Annotated in this window: 17 protein-coding genes; 6 read left to right on the top strand and 11 right to left on the bottom strand. The window is 68.7% G+C overall.

Going from position 1 to position 16,213, the window contains the following annotated elements:
- The 4 genes from FFS27_RS13910 to FFS27_RS13890 all read left to right on the top strand — a co-directional run.
- A partial coding sequence (locus FFS27_RS13910; RefSeq protein ID WP_137952003.1) for a carbohydrate porin occupies window positions 1–115 on the top strand: 115 nt, incomplete at its 5' end.
- A gap of 153 nt (window positions 116–268) precedes the next feature.
- Entirely contained in the window at window positions 269–2,680 is a 2,412-nt protein-coding gene (locus FFS27_RS13905) for a glucose/quinate/shikimate family membrane-bound PQQ-dependent dehydrogenase (RefSeq protein WP_023101257.1), read from the top strand.
- Window positions 2,681–2,811: 131 nt separating this feature from the next.
- Complete coding sequence (locus FFS27_RS13895; protein ID WP_015502916.1) at window positions 2,812–4,944, top strand: TonB-dependent receptor family protein; 2,133 nt, start codon at window positions 2,812–2,814, stop codon at window positions 4,942–4,944.
- 120 nt (window positions 4,945–5,064) lie between these two features.
- A complete protein-coding gene (locus tag FFS27_RS13890) occupies window positions 5,065–5,352 on the top strand; it encodes a hypothetical protein (RefSeq protein WP_023101258.1) in 288 nt (95 codons plus the stop codon).
- Between the two features lie 12 nt (window positions 5,353–5,364).
- On the opposite strand, the gene FFS27_RS13885 is transcribed toward FFS27_RS13890, so the two are convergent.
- The 6 genes from FFS27_RS13885 to FFS27_RS13860 are packed head-to-tail and all read right to left on the bottom strand — an operon-like array spanning window position 5,365 to window position 10,751.
- Window positions 5,365–6,000 (bottom strand): hypothetical protein, encoded by a 636-nt coding sequence (locus tag FFS27_RS13885; RefSeq protein WP_003111606.1) that lies wholly within the window; start codon window positions 5,998–6,000, stop codon window positions 5,365–5,367.
- The gene (locus tag FFS27_RS13880; protein WP_023101259.1) at window positions 5,987–7,531 is read right to left on the bottom strand and encodes a M48 family metallopeptidase; all 1,545 of its coding nucleotides are present in this window, start codon (window positions 7,529–7,531) and stop codon (window positions 5,987–5,989) included. The genes FFS27_RS13885 and FFS27_RS13880 overlap by 14 nt, the downstream gene beginning before the upstream one ends.
- On the bottom strand, window positions 7,532–8,194 hold the full coding sequence (locus tag FFS27_RS13875; RefSeq protein ID WP_003089328.1) for a hypothetical protein: 663 nt from the start codon (window positions 8,192–8,194) through the stop codon (window positions 7,532–7,534).
- Window positions 8,191–8,862, bottom strand: a complete 672-nt coding sequence (locus FFS27_RS13870) for a hypothetical protein (RefSeq protein ID WP_020751045.1) — start codon at window positions 8,860–8,862, stop codon at window positions 8,191–8,193. Before FFS27_RS13870 ends, FFS27_RS13875 begins: the two co-directional genes overlap by 4 nt.
- Complete coding sequence (locus FFS27_RS13865; protein WP_023101260.1) at window positions 8,859–10,316, bottom strand: M48 family metalloprotease; 1,458 nt, start codon at window positions 10,314–10,316, stop codon at window positions 8,859–8,861. The genes FFS27_RS13870 and FFS27_RS13865 overlap by 4 nt, the downstream gene beginning before the upstream one ends.
- Window positions 10,317–10,322: 6 nt before the next feature.
- Entirely contained in the window at window positions 10,323–10,751 is a 429-nt protein-coding gene (locus FFS27_RS13860) for a hypothetical protein (RefSeq protein WP_003089323.1), read from the bottom strand.
- A 287-nt stretch (window positions 10,752–11,038) separates the two neighbouring features.
- Between FFS27_RS13860 and FFS27_RS13855 the strand changes: the two genes are divergently transcribed.
- Window positions 11,039–11,893: a helix-turn-helix transcriptional regulator gene (locus tag FFS27_RS13855; RefSeq protein WP_003122741.1), complete on the top strand. Its 855-nt coding sequence runs from the start codon at window positions 11,039–11,041 to the stop codon at window positions 11,891–11,893.
- 12 nt (window positions 11,894–11,905) lie between these two features.
- Here FFS27_RS13855 and arsH read toward each other — a convergent pair whose 3' ends face one another.
- The 5 genes from arsH to FFS27_RS13830 all read right to left on the bottom strand — a co-directional run bounded on the left by arsH (window position 11,906) and on the right by FFS27_RS13830 (window position 15,728).
- A complete protein-coding gene (gene arsH / locus FFS27_RS13850) occupies window positions 11,906–12,598 on the bottom strand; it encodes an arsenical resistance protein ArsH (protein WP_023097609.1) in 693 nt (230 codons plus the stop codon).
- 11 nt (window positions 12,599–12,609) lie between these two features.
- The gene (locus FFS27_RS13845; protein WP_003112098.1) at window positions 12,610–13,080 is read right to left on the bottom strand and encodes an arsenate reductase ArsC; all 471 of its coding nucleotides are present in this window, start codon (window positions 13,078–13,080) and stop codon (window positions 12,610–12,612) included.
- A 31-nt stretch (window positions 13,081–13,111) separates the two neighbouring features.
- Window positions 13,112–14,395 (bottom strand): arsenic transporter, encoded by a 1,284-nt coding sequence (locus FFS27_RS13840; RefSeq protein ID WP_003089314.1) that lies wholly within the window; start codon window positions 14,393–14,395, stop codon window positions 13,112–13,114.
- A 13-nt stretch (window positions 14,396–14,408) separates the two neighbouring features.
- A complete protein-coding gene (locus FFS27_RS13835) occupies window positions 14,409–14,759 on the bottom strand; it encodes a metalloregulator ArsR/SmtB family transcription factor (RefSeq protein WP_003089312.1) in 351 nt (116 codons plus the stop codon).
- 78 nt (window positions 14,760–14,837) lie between these two features.
- Complete coding sequence (locus FFS27_RS13830; protein WP_003110753.1) at window positions 14,838–15,728, bottom strand: AraC family transcriptional regulator; 891 nt, start codon at window positions 15,726–15,728, stop codon at window positions 14,838–14,840.
- Between the two features lie 208 nt (window positions 15,729–15,936).
- Between FFS27_RS13830 and FFS27_RS13825 the strand changes: the two genes are divergently transcribed.
- Window positions 15,937–16,213, top strand: a 277-nt coding sequence (locus tag FFS27_RS13825) for an alcohol dehydrogenase catalytic domain-containing protein (protein ID WP_171019199.1), incomplete at its 3' end; no start/stop codon positions are given.

Here is a 16,213-nt window from a genome sequence, read left to right as displayed (position 1 = left end):
TGTGACCGACTGGCTGACGGTGCGGCCGAACCTGCAATACATCAAGCAGCCGGGCGGGGTCGACGAGGTCGACAACGCGCTGGTGGCGGGGATCAAGATCCAGACGGTGTTCTAGGCTGTTGCTTCGGACAACCGCGATTCGGTCATGGCCAGCGGCCATTTCTTCAGCGCCGCCCAACGCGGCGCGGCGGGCTGAACAGCCCGGCGTGCAGAACGTAATAGGAGAGTAAGCAATGCCTGTCATCAACCCCGAAGGGAGTACCGGACGATGAGCGAAGGTAACCGCAGTCGATCGCGCCTGCTGCCGAGCCTGCTCGGCCTGTTGATCCTGCTGTCCGGCCTGGCGCTGCTGGCCGGCGGCATCAAGCTGGCGAGCCTGGGCGGCTCGCTGTACTACCTGCTGGCCGGCATCGGCCTGGCCCTGAGCGGGCTATTGCTGCTGCTGGGCAAGCGTGCGGCGCTAGGCCTGTACGCTCTGGTGCTGTTCGCCAGCACCGTCTGGGCGCTGTGGGAAGTCGGCCTGGACTGGTGGCAACTGGTGCCGCGCCTGGCTCTGTGGTTCGTCTTCGGCCTGCTGCTCTGGCTGCCCTGGTTCCGCCGCCCGCTGCTGGCCGAGGGGCCGGCGCCGCTGGGCACCGCGGCGCTGGGCGTGGCGGTGGTCCTGGCCGGCGCCGCCGCGGTGGGCAGCCAGTTCACCAATCCGGGGCAGATCGTCGGTCGCATCGACCGCGACAGCGGCATGACCAGCACCGCCCCGGCGATGCCGGACGGCGACTGGCAGGCCTACGGCCGCACCGAGTTCGGCGACCGCTACTCGCCGTTGAAGCAGATCACCCCGGCCAACGTCGGCCAGCTCGAGGAAGCCTGGCGCATCCGTACCGGCGACCTGCCGACCGCCGACGATCCGCTGGAACTGACCAACGAGAACACCCCGCTGAAGGTCAACGGCATGCTCTACGCCTGCACCGCGCACAGCAAGGTGCTGGCCCTCGACCCGGACACCGGCGCGGAAATCTGGCGCTTCGACCCGCAGATCCAGAGCCCGGTAGGCTTCAAGGGCTTCGCCCACATGACTTGCCGTGGCGTCTCCTACTACGACGAAGAGCAGTACGCCAGGAGCGACGTCGGCGCGCCGCCGGCCGCGCTCTCCGAGGCCGGCAAGGCGGTCGCCGCCAGTTGTCCGCGGCGCCTGTTCCTGCCCACCGCCGACGCCCGCCTGATCGCGATCAACGCCGACAACGGCAAGGTCTGCGAGGACTTCGGGGTCAAGGGCGCGGTCGACCTGACGGCCGGCATCGGTCCGTTCACCCCGGGCGGCTACTACTCCACCTCGCCGGCGGCGGTCACCCGCAATCTGGTGATCATCGGCGGCCACGTCACCGACAACGAGTCGACCAACGAGCCGTCCGGGGTGATCCGCGCCTTCGACGTGCACGACGGCAAGCTGGTGTGGAACTGGGACAGCGGCAACCCGGACGAGACCGAGCCCCTGGCTCCCGGCAAGTTCTATACCCGCAACTCGCCGAACATGTGGTCGCTGGCCAGCGTCGACGAGAAGCTCGGCCAGGTCTACCTGCCGCTGGGCAACCAGATGCCCGACCAGTGGGGCGGCAACCGCACCCCCGGTGCCGAGAAGTTCAGCGCCGGCCTGGTGGCTCTCGACCTGAACACCGGCAAGCTGCGCTGGAACTACCAGTTCACCCACCACGACCTGTGGGACATGGACGTCGGCAGCCAGCCGACCCTGCTCGACCTGAAGACCGCCGATGGCGTCAAGCCGGCGCTGATCGCGCCGACCAAGCAGGGCAGCCTGTACGTGCTGGACCGCCGCGACGGCACGCCGATCGTGCCGATCCGCGAAGTGCCGGCGCCGCAGGGCGCGGTGGAGGGCGATCATACCGCGCCGACCCAGGCGCGTTCCGACCTCAACCTGCTGCGCCCGCCGCTGACCGAGCGCGACATGTGGGGCAGCAGCCCGTTCGACCAGATGCTCTGCCGCATCCAGTTCCGCTCGCTGCGCTACGAGGGCCAGTACACCCCGCCGTCGGAGCAGGGCAGCCTGATCTATCCGGGCAACGTCGGGGTGTTCAACTGGGGCGGGGTGTCGGTCGACCCGGTGCGCCAGATCCTCTTCACCAGCCCCAACTACATGGCCTTCGTCTCGCAGATGGTGCCGCGCGACAAGGTGCCCAGCGGAAGCAAGCGCGAGGGCGAGACCAGCGGCGTGCAGCCGAACACCGGCGCGCCCTACGCGGTGATCATGCATCCGTTCATGTCGCCCATCGGCCTGCCGTGCCAGGCGCCGTCCTGGGGTGACGTGGCGGGTATCGACCTGACCACCGCCAAGGTCGTCTGGCAGCACAAGAACGGCACCAGCCGCGACAACACCCCGGTGCCGATCGGCCTCACCGTCGGCGTACCGAGCATGGGCGGCTCGATCACCACCGCCGGCGGCGTGGCCTTCCTCAGCGGCACGCTCGACCAGTACCTGCGCGCCTACGACGTGAAGGACGGCAAGCAGCTCTGGCAGGCGCGCCTGCCGGCCGGCGGCCAGGCCACGCCGATGAGCTACACCGGCAAGGACGGTCGCCAGTACGTGCTGATTGTCGCTGGCGGACACGGCTCCTTCGGCACCCGCATGGGCGACTACATCATCGCCTACGCCCTGCCCAGGCAATGACCCGTCCACCGGGAGCCCACAGCCGGCTCCCGGCCTTCCGGGCTTCGGCCCGGAAGGGGCTTTGCCAAGGGGAGGCGCGTTCCCGCCCTTGGCAAAGCCCCTTCGATACCTTGCGACCCGCGGAACCCTGCATGCCGTCCCGACCCCGTCCCAGCTTCGTCTCCCACCTGTTGCCCGGCTCCCTCGCGCTCTGCGGCCTGGCCATCGCCTGCGCCGCCCAGGGCGAGGAGCGACGCAGCCTCGAACCCATGGTGGTGACCGGCAGCTACAACCCCAGCGATACCTTCGACCTGCCGTTCTCGGTGGATAGCATCGAGCGCCGGCAGATCGCCGACGGCCAGCTCGGCATCAACCTCTCCGAAGTCCTGCCGCGGGTACCCGGCCTGGTGGTGCAGAACCGCCAGAACTACGCCCAGGACCTGCAAATCTCCTCGCGCGGCTACGGCGCCCGCTCGGCCTTCGGTATCCGCGGGCTGAAGCTGCTCGCCGACGGCATCCCGGCCAGCACGCCGGATGGCCAGGGCCAGGCCGCGACCCTCAACCTCGATGTCGCCGAGCGCATCGAGGTACTGCGCGGGCCGGCCTCGACGATCTACGGCAGCAACGCCGGCGGGGTGATCCAGATGTTCTCCCGCGACGGCCAGGGCGCCCCGCGGGTCGGCGCGGAAACCACCGTCGGCAGCGATGGCCTGAGCCGCAACCACCTGTACACGGAAGGCGAGGGCGACGGGGTCGGTTTCCTGGTGGATGCCTCGCGGATGGACACCGACGGCTACCGCGACCACAGCGCCGCGCGCCGCGACCAGACCTTCGCCAAGCTCAACTTCAGGCCCGACGCCGACAGCCGCCTGGCGCTGATCTACAGCAGCCTGGAACAGAACGACACTGAAGATCCGCTGGGGCAGACCTGGGACGCCTACAAGCACGACCCGCGCTCCGTCACCGCCAACGCCGAGCTGTACGACACGCGCAAGAGCATCGACCACCAGCAGGCCGGGATGAACTACGAGCGCTACTTCGGCGAGGCGACCTTGCAGGTCAACGCCTACGTGGGCAAGCGCAGTGTCGTGCAGTATCAGGCGATACCCAAGCAGATAGGATGCGAGAGTAATCCGCGTTGCCAGAGGAACGGCGCGGTGATCGACTTCGACCGCGACTTCCACGGTGGCACCGTGCGCTGGCTGCAACCGGTACGCCAGGCGCCGGGCGAGCTGAACCTGACCGTCGGCCTCGACTACGACCAGAGCCGCGACGACCGTCGCGGCTACCAGAACTTCAACGGCGACCAACTCGGCGTGAAGGGCGAGTTGCGCCGCGACGAGGTGGACACCGCCACCAGCCTCGATCCCTACCTGCAGGCGAGCTGGGCCATCGACGCCTGGACCCTGCAGGCCGGGGTGCGCCACAGCACCATGAAGATGGAGGTCGACGACCGCTACCTGAGCAACGGCGATGCCAGCGGCTCGCGGCGCTACCGGAAGAACACCCCGTCGTTCTCGGTGATGTACGCCTTCACCCCCGACCTGCACGGCTACCTCAGCGCCGGCAAGGGCTTCGAGACCCCGACCCAGGCGGAGATGGCCTATGCGCCGGTGGCGGCGAATGCGCCGGACGTCTTCAACTTCGGCCTCAAGCCGGCCACCAGCAGCCAGTACGAAGCCGGGCTGAAGGCGCGCCTGTGGGGCAATACGCGGGTCAACGCGGCGATCTTCCAGATCCGCACCGAGGACGAGATCGTCGTCGCCAGCTCCCTCGGCGGTCGCACCAGCTACCAGAACGCCGGCAAGACCCTGCGCCGCGGCTTCGAACTGGGCGTGGAGAGCGAACTGAGCGAGCACTGGAACGCCAACCTGGCCTATACCCGGCTATCCGCCACCTACGATTCGGATTTCGAGGCCGGCGGCAAGACCATCGGCAAGGGCAAGCACCTGCCGGGCGTGCCGGAAAGCAGCCTGTTCGGCGAACTGGTATGGAAGCCCGTGGAGGGCATCAGCATGGGCTGGGAAGGCATGTACCGCAGCCAGGTCTACGTCGAGGACAGCAACAGCGAAAAGGCCGCGCCGAGCTATGCGGTATTCAACTGGCGCACCCGCTTCGAACAGCGCCTGGGGGCCTGGACCTTCCACCAGCTGGTGCGCCTGGACAACCTGTTCGACCGCCAGTACGTCGGCTCGGTCATCGTCGGCGACGGCAACCGGCGTTACTACGAAGCGGCCCCCGGGCTGTCCTGGTACGCGGGAGCCGGGGTCGAATACCAGTTCTGAAGTGCCGGATGCGCTTGTTCGCGCTATCCGGCCAGCCCTTGTCAGCGTCGTCAATTCCGATTACTGTATGAATGTACAGTAATCGGAAATCGCCTGCCTGCGCGACAAGGAGCACCGATCATGAGCCACAACCTTGCCGAACTGCCGCTGTCCCGACGCCGCGCCCTGGAGCGCGAGAAACAGGCCTGCCTGCGCCTCCACCTGTCCCGCAATCGTGCCAGCGAACGCCTGGAGCGCGCCGTGCGCGACGAAGTCGAGCGCCTGCTGGGTGCCCGCGAACGCCAGGGGGCCGGCTGGCCGGCGTGGGTCAGCGCGGAACTCTGCGTGGCGGACGACCCGCTCTTCGTGCGCAAGGTGGTGGCGCGCCTGAAAGCCGCGGTGGACTGGCAACGCCAGCGCGCAGCCTGAGTGTTGCTCGCTTCAGGCCCCGCTGCCGTCGCTCCCGGGCGCGCGATGATGTTGCAGGGCGCGCTGGCGATGGCCGGCGAGGATGTACCGGTAGATCAGTCGGGCGAGCGGCTCCAGTTCCATTTTCTGGCCGTTCAGCGCGGCGCCGCAGAGTGCCAGCTTGACCCGCTTGCCTCCGGCCACCGCACGGGCTTCGGGGCGGGCGAAAGCCCGCGGGTCGAAACGGGCATGGCTGTCGAAGCGCGGTGCCGTGCAATCGAAGGTGGTCGCGAAGGTGAGTTCCAACCAGCGCCCGCGCTCGATCTCCAGCGACTGGAAGGTGTACATCGGCACCTGCGGCGCGTTGGCGAAGGTGATGCTCTCCGGCGTCAGGGTGAGCGCGACCTGGCCGTGGCGCCGGTAGAGGAACACGCCCGCCAGGCAGGCGTACAGGCCGCCGCCCAGCAGCAGCGCGGCTGGCAGCCAGAACAGCCATTGGCCACTGGCCAGGCGCCAGGCGTGGGGCAGCGAAGCGAGCCAAAGACCGGTGGCGCCAGCCACCAGGCCAGCGAGCAGGGCAACGCAGGCGGTGCCCCGCGAGACCTCGCGGATCTCGCAGCGGGCTTCCAGCGGCGGCAGTTCGTCGAGGGTTTCGTCAGTTTCTTGCATGGGGATTCTCACAGGTCTTGCCGAGCAGGTCGGCGCTGAGCGCTCGGCTCAACGCCAGGGGGGCGCCGAACCAGACGCTCAGCGCCTGGCTCGGCGGTCGTGTCGGAACGGCCCGGCCGGCGGTCCCGGCCCAGGTGCGTTCGAAGCTCTCTCCCAGCGCCGTGCAACGCAGGCCCAGCGGAGGGTGGGTATCCTGCGGATGGACCTGGAGTCCCTCCGCCCCGGGGTCCGGTGCTTCCAGGCCGGACTGGCCCAGGTAGACGTGGATGGCGTCCACCAGGTTGTCCGGCGCGCGCGCCGGAGCGAGCAGGCAGTGTTCGAGGAACTCCCGTATCGGCGCGCCGGCCGCCGCGCTGCGCAGCAGGGCCGAGGCCATCGCCGGCGCACCGGCCAGTTGTGCGGCGCGGCGGTCGGCGGCGAATTCGCGCAGGCGGCTCCAGTGGTTCACGGCGAGGCCGAAACGTTCGAGGAAGTACCCGGCCAACAGTCGCGCCGGTTCCAGTGCCGCACGTTCGAAGACGTTGGCTTCCTGCTCCTCGATGGCGGCCAGTTGGCTCGCGGCGCCCTGGTAGATCGGCAGGAAGCGCAAGCTGTAATGGGCGTCGCGGCCGGCGAAGTGGGCCAGTTCGTGAGCGATCACTGCACTCAGTTCGGCGCGGTCCATCAGGCCTAGCAACGGTAGCGAGAGGTATAGGCTGCGTCCTTCCAGATGCTCGCCGGAAGGTTGCAGGCAGACGCGGTTGGCGGTCACGTAGAAGCCGTCGCAGAGACCCACCAACAGGTGCTGCGGGGCTGGCGTGTCGAGGCGCGCCGCCAGCTCGCGCAGCAGCGTCCAGAGTTCCGGTGCATCCTCTTCGCCCAGCCGGCGGCCGATGACATCCAGGGCCGGCGCCGGGCGCAGGCGCAAGCGGCTGATCTTCGCCAGCATTTGCCACGCCGACGCCAGCAGGCCGAGCAGGATCAGCGCCACGCTCAGCTGGGTGCGTCCTTCGCTGACCGGAACCTGGCCGACCCGCCACAGCCCGAGGATCTCGAACGTTCCGGCACAGGCCAGGGCCAGGGCGAGCAGGCCGATCTGGGCGAGGAGCAGGCAGGGCAGCAGGCGTCGGCCCAGCTCGAACCACAGGAGCAGGCAGCGACGCGAGCGCAGTGCGCTGCGTGCGGCGCCGGCGATGCCGGCCAGGGAGACGGCTCCCAATACGGCGACCAGCGCCGCCAGGCAGGCTCCGCTATCGGCGAGGACGGCGGCGAAGCGATTCAGGCGCTGTGCGCTTCGTGTGTCGGCGAGTTGCTCGTCGAGCCGCGCCAGGGCCAGGTCGCGCACATAGGCCCGGCCGTCCACCCGGACGCTGGCCCTCGGCGGCAGCGCCCGCGCTTCGGCGAGCGCGCGCTCGACCCACTGCTGCGCGGCGCCCAGTCGCTCGGCCTGCTGCTCGGCGCGCCAGGACTGCCAGGCGCCGAGCCCCGCCAGCAGCGCTGGAACCAGCACCAGGCAAAGCAGCAGCCTTCGCGGATGGGCCGTGCCCTTCACTCAGCCCTGGCTGCGCAGTTGTTGCAGGTAGCGCTGGGCGTGGGCGGCCTGGATGTAGGCGTCGAGGATCGCCGCCATGTCGTCGCAGTCCAGCTTCTTGCCATCGCTCTGCAGGCCGGCCGACATGATGGTGATGCGCGGGTCCTTGCCTTTGAAGGCCATGGCCTGGGAGGCGAACACCTGGCGTACGGCGCGATGGGTCGGCAGCGGCGTTTCGGGCCGCAGGTGGAGGGTCTGGGTGGTTTGCAGCATGTCGGCCTTGACGCTGAAATCGATGACGTCGGCCAGCTCGACCGGAGCCGACAGGCTGTCGGCCCAGAGCTGGGTACGGGTCAGGCGCATGAAGGGGGTCTTGCCGGAGTTGCGATGCTGGTAGCCGAGGAACAGCCCGAACAGGCCGAGCAGCAAGCCGACGACGCCGACCCCCGGCTTGCCCTGGGAGAACCACATGCCGGTCATGATGAAGGGCACGATGCTCAGCAGCGGACCCAGCACCACGTACTTGCGGGTATTGGTGAACTCGGTGGCCGGCGGTACGTTGGCAATCACCCGCTCCAGGTGGGCGATGACCTCGGCGGTCTTCGCCTGGTTCAGCTCTTCGTGTTCGGCACCGAGGGTTTCGGCGAGGTTGGAGACGAGGTCCCGGGGTTCCTGGTTGCTCATGAAAATATCCTTGGAGTTGGGAGTGAAGAGGAAGCACTGGGCGGGATCTCGCCCAGTTGGCGGAGCCGGGCCTGGGCGCGGGCGATGTCCAGGTAGAGGTCGATGACCTCCGCGGCCTCCAGTAGCGACAGGTTGCGACCATTGAGGCGCCAGCCGGGGGACAGCAGGCGAACCTGTGGGCCGTCCCGGCATTCGCTGACGGCACGCGCGGCGAACGGGTCGAGCGGGCGCGTGGATGGCGCCGGTAGTGCCTTGCCGTGCAGTTCGAGGACTATCGCGGAGAACCAGACTCCGTCCTCCAGGCGCAGGTCGGCGACCTCCAGCAGGTCCAGCGGCGCCGACAGGCTGCGGGCGCGCAGGCGCCCTTGGCCGAGGACGAGGAACGGCGCGTTCCTGGCGTTGCGCTGCAGGCAGGCCAGACACATGAGGAGGGCGGCCGCCGCCAGCAGGCACAGCGCCGCCGCCTCATGGCCGGGACCGGGGTGGTCGCGCAAGGTCCAGGCGCCGCCGAGCAGCAGCAGGCCGAGCAGGGCGGACAGCGGCGCCGCGCCACGGGCGGCGCCGATGCTTATCCGGTTGGGAACGCTGGCGACGAAGCGCCGCAACCGCGTGGCTTCGTCGTCCCTTGCCCCGGCGGGGCAGGGTGCTTGCGCGCCCGGCGGGATCATCGGCTTTCCCCGTGGCCTGCATCGAGCAGGCGGTTGAGCCACTGCGTGTCGTCGGCGCTGACGATGCGCCTTGCCTGCCGCAGCAGGTCGTCGTCGAGCGCCAGGGAAAGGTCCGCGATCCGCTGGTAGGTCGGCGGATGGCTGTCGAAGGGGTGTTCCAGGCGGCGCGCGCTGTCCTGTTCGTCCAGTTCCAGGGAGTGCCCGCGCAGATGGTCGGTCAGCGCATGCACCAGGTTGCGCGTCTGCGGGCTGGCCAGCAGGCGTTCGATCAGTCCTGCCAGGGCGCAGGTGCGTAGCAGGGCGATGGCGAAGACCCGCGCGCCGGCTACCCGCACCCCGACCTTGTCGGCGGCCAGTTCCTGGCGGCGATTCCAGTGCAGGTAGGCGCGCTCGAAGCGATCGAGGAAGTACAGCGCGGCCCACAGGCCCGGCTTGCCGAGCAGGCCGACACGCCCATCCTCGGGGGCGGCGATGCGTTCGATGCGCAGGCGCACCTGCCGCTGCAGGAGCGACAGGGAGGCGCCGTGGGCGGTGTCGCCGGCGGCGAAGTGGCCCAGTTCGTGGCCGATGATCGCGGCGCTTTCGGCCTCGCTCATGACCGTGGCATAGGTCAGCGGGATGTACAGGGTACGCCCCTCCAGCGGAATGCCGCGGGGTGCCAGCAGGACCTTGGCCTGGGTGACGAAGTAGCAGTGCTCGATGCCGGTGACGACATGGTCCGGTAGCGGCGCTCCGGCGCGGTCGGCGATCTGTCCCAGCCATTGCCAGAGGCCGGGCGCGGCGACCCGGTCGAGTTCGCGGCCGAGCAGGTGGAGCACCGGTTCCTCCAGCGGCAGCAGTTCTCCGCGCAGGCGCCGCAGCATGAGCAGGCCGCCGAGGAACAGCAGCCACAGCGGCAGCGAGAAGAGCAGGGCGACGAAACCGTGGCTGTGCCAGTGGCTGTAGCTCCACAGCGCTTCGTAGAGCAACTGGCTGGCCAGGGCGGCGACCAGCAGGCCGGCGTGCAGCGGGACCAGTCGACCGAGGCGCCGCCAGGCCGGCGCGAGGTGGCCGAGCAGGTAGGCTTGCGAGCGCATCGAGCGGCGCCCGTCGTATTCCAGTCTCGCCAGCAAGGCGGCCGCGACCAGTGCCGACGCCAGCGCGCAGAGCTTGCCGAAAGCGGCCAGCCAGCCACGCAGGGCCAGCCAAGGATGGTCGCGGCGGATGGCCTCGGCGTCTTCGGCGAACTGGTGAAGATGACCTTCGACGCCATAGGCCGGGCGGAACAGGTGACGGGGAATGGCGCCGGCGGCGTCCGGGTCGTTGCGCGCCGAGGCGCTCCAGTCGCGCATGAACTGTTCGTCGCGCAGGGTCGAGTCGACCCGGAAGGCCTGCACGGCGGACCAGGCGTAGAGCGCCAGGGGAATCAGGAAGAGGAACGCGAGCAGCCTTACCCGCAGCGTATCGTGGCTCATCCGCGTTTATTTCTGCTCGAGGTAGTCGGTCAGGAATGCCTGGGGCTCGCCTGCGGATGACAGCGACTCGCTATAGGCGACCTGCCGCGTCTGCTGTTCGCCGGGCAGGTAGAGCTCGCCCCAGCCGTCGCGCACGATCAGGATCACATACTTGCTGCCGTTCAGTTCGGTGGAGTAGCGACTGTCCCTGGCGCTCTTTTCCACCTTTACCTTGTGGATCAGGCGGTCCCAGTCGTGGTCCAGTCCTTCGACCTGCAACAGCGCTTCGCCGGCCGCCGCTTCGCCGATACGCAGGGTCCAGACCTTGAGCCCCTGCTGGCCCTGGTAGGCCACCACCTTGTCGGCGACTGGCGGCCGCGCCTCTTCGGCTTGCGCCGTGCAGGATCCCCACGCCAGTGCGCCCATCAGCAGCGCCGCAGTCCACTTTGCTATCATTCTCGCCCCCTTTGGCAACGCGATGTAAAAGGGGCGCATCTATTAATACAGGCTCGGACCATGAACAACCGAGGCGGCCGCCGCTCACAGGAAAAGTGTCGTCGCCCACAGGTTCGGTTCGATCAGCGCACGGAACCATCCTGGAAAGCCGCTGCCTGAACCGGTTCAGATGGTTGCGTCCCACCGATACCTACGCCATGGAAAGCTGGAATCCCTACCACGACACGGAGCTTTATTTCGACGCTCCTTCGCCCCTGTGCCAGTCGCAGATCCTCGACGCGCGCGAAATGCTCGGCAGCGCCACCGGTCACTACCAGGCGCGGACGGTGCGCCCGTCGATGCAGTATTTCGATTGCGACCTGAGCTTCACCGAGCCGCTGCGAACCCACAAGGTGCTGCCGGAAGGCCTGTGCATCGTGCAGATGTTCGACGGCCAGTGGCGGCACAGCGTCGACGGCGGCGAGCCTTATCTCTACAACCTGGGCGGTCCTTCGGTGCTCGGCACCGGCGAGCCGATGGAGGCCTTCGACATCCTGCCGGCGGGCAGCCGCGTGCGCCTGGGCGGGCTGCGGATCGCCGCCAGCTACCTGGAGGAAGAACTGGAAACCGGCGACGGCGCCCTGCGGCCGCTGGCGCGGCTGAAGGGCGACGGCGCGAGCTTCACCCAGTTGTCCCGTTGCGGCGCCATCACCGCCCTGTTCGAGCGCCTCTACCAGAATCCATACCGCGGCGCCCTCGGACGCCTGCACGAAGAGAGCCTGACCTTGGGCCTGCTTGTGGAGTTGGCCGCCTACCTGGGCGGCGCGGACCTTCGTCGCGCGCGTACCCCACGCGCCCAGCGCGACCTGGCCCACGAAGCGCGCCGCCTGCTGGAGGCGAACCTCGGTGAGCCGCCGGCCAGCCTCGAACTGGCGCGCCAACTGGGGGTCGGCGAAACCACCTTGCGGCGGATTTTCAAGAACGAGTTCGGTCGCTCGATGTTGCAGTACGTCCGCGACCGGCGTCTCGAGATCGGCCGGCAGATGGTCCGCGAGGGTCGCTGGCAGATCGCGCAGATCGCCTACCGCCTGGGCTACTCCAGTCCGGAAAACTTCACCCATGCCTACCGCGCGCGCTTCGGCCATCCGCCGGGGCGCGAGTGAGGCGGACGCGGCTCAGAGCGAACGCTGGTCGACCCGCGCGGAAAGCTGCTCGGCGCTTTCCTTGCGCTCCGAATAGCGGTTCACCAGGAACTCCGTGCGCTCGCGCAGGAGCAGGGTGAACTTGAACAACTCCTCCATCACGTCGACCACCCGGTCGTAGTAGGGCGATGGCTTCATCCGGCCCGCTTCGTCGAACTCCAGGTAGGCCTTGGGAACCGAGGACTGGTTGGGGATGGTGAACATGCGCATCCAGCGACCCAGCACGCGCAACTGGTTGACCACGTTGAACGACTGCGAGCCGCCGCAGACCTGCATCAGCGCCAGGGTCTTGCCCTGGGTCGGGCGCACCGCCCCGAGCGCCAGGGGAATCCAGTCGATCTGCGCCTTGAATACCGCGGACAGCGCACCGTGGCGTTCGGGCGAGCACCAGACCTGGCCTTCCGACCACTGCACCAGGTCGCGCAACTCGCGGACCTTGGGATGCTCCAGCGGTGCATCGTCGGGCAATGGCAGCCCGGAAGGGTCGAAAATCCGCGTTTCGGCGCCGAAGCGTTCGAGCAGGCGTGCGGCCTCCAGCACCAGCAGGCGGCTGAAGGAGCGCTCGCGGGTCGAGCCGTAGAGCAGGAGGATGCGCGGCCTGTGCCCGGAGACGGGGGGCGGGTCGCCGAGCAGCGCGGGATCGAGGTTGGGTAGTTGTTCGGACATGCTTCCTCCGGTCAGAGCGAGCCGATGCGCTCCAGCTCACGCTTGAGCTGGTCGCGATCCAGGGTAGCGAAGGGCAGGCCGAGGAAGGCTCTGCAACGCTGTTCGATGCGTGCCAGGGTGGCGTGGAACGCCGCATCCCGCAGGGCTTCGTCGCCATCCAGGGCGGAGGGATCGGCCAGGCCCCAATGGGCCTTCAGCGCTGCGCCGAGATACAGCGGGCAGGCTTCCCCCGCGGCGGCGTCGCAAACGGTGATGACGATGTCCGGCGGTGCGCCTTCGAAGGCTTCGCTGCCCTTGCTGTACAGGCCGTGGGTGGCGATGCCGGCCTGTTCGAGGGTTGCCAGGCTGCGCGGATGCACCCGCCCGCTGGGCTGGCTGCCGGCGCTGCATGCCTCGAAACCCGGCGGGGCCAGGTGGTTGAACATGGCTTCGGAAAGAATGCTGCGGCAACTGTTGGCCGTGCACATGAACAGGACTCGCATGGGATGCTCCTGCCGCCGTCGCCGGCGGCCGTCAGATGGCCAGGCGCAGGGCCAGGGCCGAAAGGGTCGCCAGCAGGACCGGCAGGGTCAGCAGGGCGCCGACCCTGAAGTAGTAGCCCCAGGTGATGCGCATGCCTTTGCGCGCCAGCACGTGCAGCCAGAGGAGCGTCGCCAGGCTGCCGATAGGGGTGATCTTCGGACCCAGGTCGCAGCCGATGACGTTGGCGTAGATCATCGCTTCGCGCACCGCGCCGGCGGTGTCGCTGGCCTGGATCGACAGGGCGCCGAGCAGCACGCTGGGCATGTTGTTCATTACCGACGAGAGGGCGGCGGAAAGCAGTCCGGTACCCAGCGCGGCCGCCCATACGCCGTGCTCGGCCAGGCGGTTCAGGAGCTGCGCCAGGAGGTCGGTGAGACCGGCGTTCTTCAGGCCGTAGACCACCAGGTACATGCCCAGCGAGAAGACCACGATCTGCCAGGGCGCTTCGCGCAGCACCCGCCGGGTCGAGATCACCCGCCCGCGCCCGGCCACCGCCAGCAGCAGCGCCGCACAGGTCGCGGCCACCGCGCTGACGGGGACACCCAGCGGCTCCAGGGCGAACAGCCCGGCGAGCAGGACCAGCAGCATCCAGCCACCGACGACGAAGGTCGCGCGGTCGCGGATCGCCGCCCGCGGCGGCTTCAATTGCTCCAGCGCATAGACCGGCGGCAGGTCGCGGCGGAAATAGAGGAACAGCACCAGCAGGGAGGTCGCGACGCTCACCAGGTTTACCGGCAACATCACCGCGGCGTACTCGCCGAAGCCGAGCCCGAAGTAGTCGGCCGAGACGATGTTCACCAGGTTCGAGACCACCAGCGGCAGGCTGGCGCTGTCGGCGATGAAGCCCGCCGCCATGACGAAGGCCAGGGTCGCCGCCGGGCTGAAGCGCAGGGCCAGCAGCATCGACATCACGATGGGCGTGAGGATCAGCGCCGCGCCGTCGTTGGCGAACAGCGCCGAGACCGCCGCGCCGAGCAGCACGCAGAAGGCGAACAGGCGCCGGCCGTCGCCGCCGGCCCAGCGCGCGACGTGCAGCGCTGCCCATTCGAAGAAGCCGGCCTCGTCCAGCAGCAGGCTGATGACGATCACCGCGATGAAGGTGGCGGTCGCATTCCAGACGATGTTCCAGACGGTCGGGATGTCGCCCGGCGCGACGCTGCCCAGCGCCAGGGCGAGCAGGGCGCCGATGCTGGCGCTCCAGCCGATGCCGAGGCCCCTGGGCTGCCAGATGACCAGGACCAGGGTGAACAGGAAGATGGCGAAGGCGATCAGCATGGGGCGGCTCGCGCTATTGGCAGCAGGCGGAGGCGCGCTGCGGGCGGCCGTCCATGTCGCGCAGGCGCGCGGCGTCGGCTTGCAGCCAGTCGCCGTTGGCCCGCAGGGTCACTTGCAGGACTTCGTGGATCCAGGCCGGCAGCGCAGGGTTCAGGCGGTAATACACCCACTGGCCCTGGCGACGGTCGAGGAGCAGCCCGGCACTGCGCAACTGGGCCAGGTGGCGGCTGATCTTCGGCTGGCTGTCGGCGAGGGCGCACATCAGTTCGCAGACGCACAGTTCGCCCTGGTCGACGATCAGCAGGGTGGCGCGAACGCGCGTCTCGTCGGCCAGGCACTTGAACACTTCGGCGGGGCTGGGCATCGCTGGGCCTTCCTGAATATATGGAAAGCCGAATATACGGACATCCGTATGTATTGCAAGCGCCCCCGATCCTGCCGGCTAGCGGCGGGCGGCCTGGACTTCCTCGCTCGGCGTGCGCCCGAAGTAGCGCTTGAACTCGCGGCTGAACTGCGAGGGGCTCTCGTAGCCGACCTGGTTGGCGGCGGTACTGGCGTTCAGCCCGTCCTGCACCATCAGGCTCCAGGCCTTGTACAGGCGCACGCTCTTCAGGTACTGGAGGGGCGAGGTGAAGGTCATCGCCTTGAAGTTGTGGTGGAAGGTCGACACGCTCATGTTCGCCTCGCGAGCCAGGGTGTCGATGTCCAGCGCACTGGCGTAGTCGGTGTGGATGCGCCGCAGGGCCCTGGCCATGCGCCCGTAGCCGCTGTGCCGGCCGGCCACCGCACGCAGGGCGTTGCCCTGCTCGCTGCGCAGGGCGCGGAAGATGATCTCGCGGACCAGTTGCGGGCCGAGGATATGGCTGTCCAGCGGGCTCTGCAGGCAGCGCAGCAGGCGCATCACCGCATCGGCCATCCCCGCGTCCAGCGGTACCGAAGCCATCGGCGCGCTGGGCGCCAGTTCGTTGTCGTCGTCGCTGCCGGGAGCCTCTTCCATCTGTAGCAGCAGTTCCTTCAAGGTGCCGATTTCCACGTCGACGCTCACTCCCAGCAAGGGCTCGGCGGCGGAGGCGTGGGTTTCGCATTCGAACGGCAGGGGCACCGACATCACCAGGTAGCGTTCGGCGTCATAGCGGTAGGTTTCGCCACCGAGGAAACCGATCTTCTGGCCCTGGGCGAGGATGCAGATGCGCGGCTCGTAGAACACCGGGCTGCGCGGATAGGCCTGTTCGGCGCGCATCAGGCGGACGCCGGGGATGCGGGTGGCGTCGAAACCCGGTTCGCCTTGCAGGGTGGTGATCAGCGACGCCATGTCGGTGGAAGTAGTGCTCATGCCTTGGCTGTTTCTCCAGGAGGGGAGGCAAACGTAGCAACCCCGCGCGCGCCTGGGCAGTGGCGGGACGCAACATCGGCACGAATGGGCAAGGCTTCGACAGGAATGGACATTCTGCGGCGGCGCCCATCCGGCGAACAATTGCCCCCCGAACGGACCGCCGCCAAAAGGTCGTCGCGGCCCGCCATCCTGCGAAGAGGACACACCGATGACCCTACAGATCCGCGGCTACGCCGCCCAGTCCGCCAGCGCCCCGCTGGCCGCCCATCGCTTCGAACGCCGCGCGCCGCGCGCCGACGACCTGGTGATCGACATCCTCTACTGCGGCGTCTGCCACTCGGACCTCCATCAGGCGCGCAACGAATGGCACAACAGCCTGTACCCGCTGGTGCCGGGCCACGAGATCATCGGCCGGGTCGCCAGCGTCGGCGAGGCGGTGAGCGGTTTCGCGGTCGGCGAACTGGTCGGCGTCGGCTGCATGGTCG

The sequence above is a fragment of the Pseudomonas sp. 2VD genome (assembly GCF_005503585.1).
Taxonomy (GTDB): Bacteria; Pseudomonadota; Gammaproteobacteria; order Pseudomonadales; family Pseudomonadaceae; genus Pseudomonas; species Pseudomonas aeruginosa.
Note: the sequence above shows the minus strand (reverse complement) of the source record. Positions and strands in the feature narration are given on the sequence as shown.

Bases quoted from the DNA above. Each gene is read 5' to 3' on its own strand.
- FFS27_RS13890 (WP_023101258.1), top strand. From the start codon at position 5,065: ATGAGCCACAACCTTGCCGAACTGCCGCTGTCCCGACGCCGCGCCCTG.
- FFS27_RS13875 (WP_003089328.1), bottom strand. From the start codon at position 8,194: ATGAGCAACCAGGAACCCCGGGACCTCGTCTCCAACCTCGCCGAAACC.
- FFS27_RS13895 (WP_015502916.1), top strand. From the start codon at position 2,812: ATGCCGTCCCGACCCCGTCCCAGCTTCGTCTCCCACCTGTTGCCCGGC.
- FFS27_RS13870 (WP_020751045.1), bottom strand. From the start codon at position 8,862: ATGATCCCGCCGGGCGCGCAAGCACCCTGCCCCGCCGGGGCAAGGGAC.
- arsH (WP_023097609.1), bottom strand. From the start codon at position 12,598: ATGTCCGAACAACTACCCAACCTCGATCCCGCGCTGCTCGGCGACCCG.
- FFS27_RS13840 (WP_003089314.1), bottom strand. From the start codon at position 14,395: ATGCTGATCGCCTTCGCCATCTTCCTGTTCACCCTGGTCCTGGTCATC.
- FFS27_RS13905 (WP_023101257.1), top strand. From the start codon at position 269: ATGAGCGAAGGTAACCGCAGTCGATCGCGCCTGCTGCCGAGCCTGCTC.
- FFS27_RS13855 (WP_003122741.1), top strand. From the start codon at position 11,039: ATGCTCGGCAGCGCCACCGGTCACTACCAGGCGCGGACGGTGCGCCCG.
- FFS27_RS13845 (WP_003112098.1), bottom strand. From the start codon at position 13,080: ATGCGAGTCCTGTTCATGTGCACGGCCAACAGTTGCCGCAGCATTCTT.
- FFS27_RS13865 (WP_023101260.1), bottom strand. From the start codon at position 10,316: ATGAGCCACGATACGCTGCGGGTAAGGCTGCTCGCGTTCCTCTTCCTG.
- FFS27_RS13835 (WP_003089312.1), bottom strand. From the start codon at position 14,759: ATGCCCAGCCCCGCCGAAGTGTTCAAGTGCCTGGCCGACGAGACGCGC.
- FFS27_RS13860 (WP_003089323.1), bottom strand. From the start codon at position 10,751: ATGATAGCAAAGTGGACTGCGGCGCTGCTGATGGGCGCACTGGCGTGG.
- FFS27_RS13830 (WP_003110753.1), bottom strand. From the start codon at position 15,728: ATGAGCACTACTTCCACCGACATGGCGTCGCTGATCACCACCCTGCAA.
- FFS27_RS13885 (WP_003111606.1), bottom strand. From the start codon at position 6,000: ATGCAAGAAACTGACGAAACCCTCGACGAACTGCCGCCGCTGGAAGCC.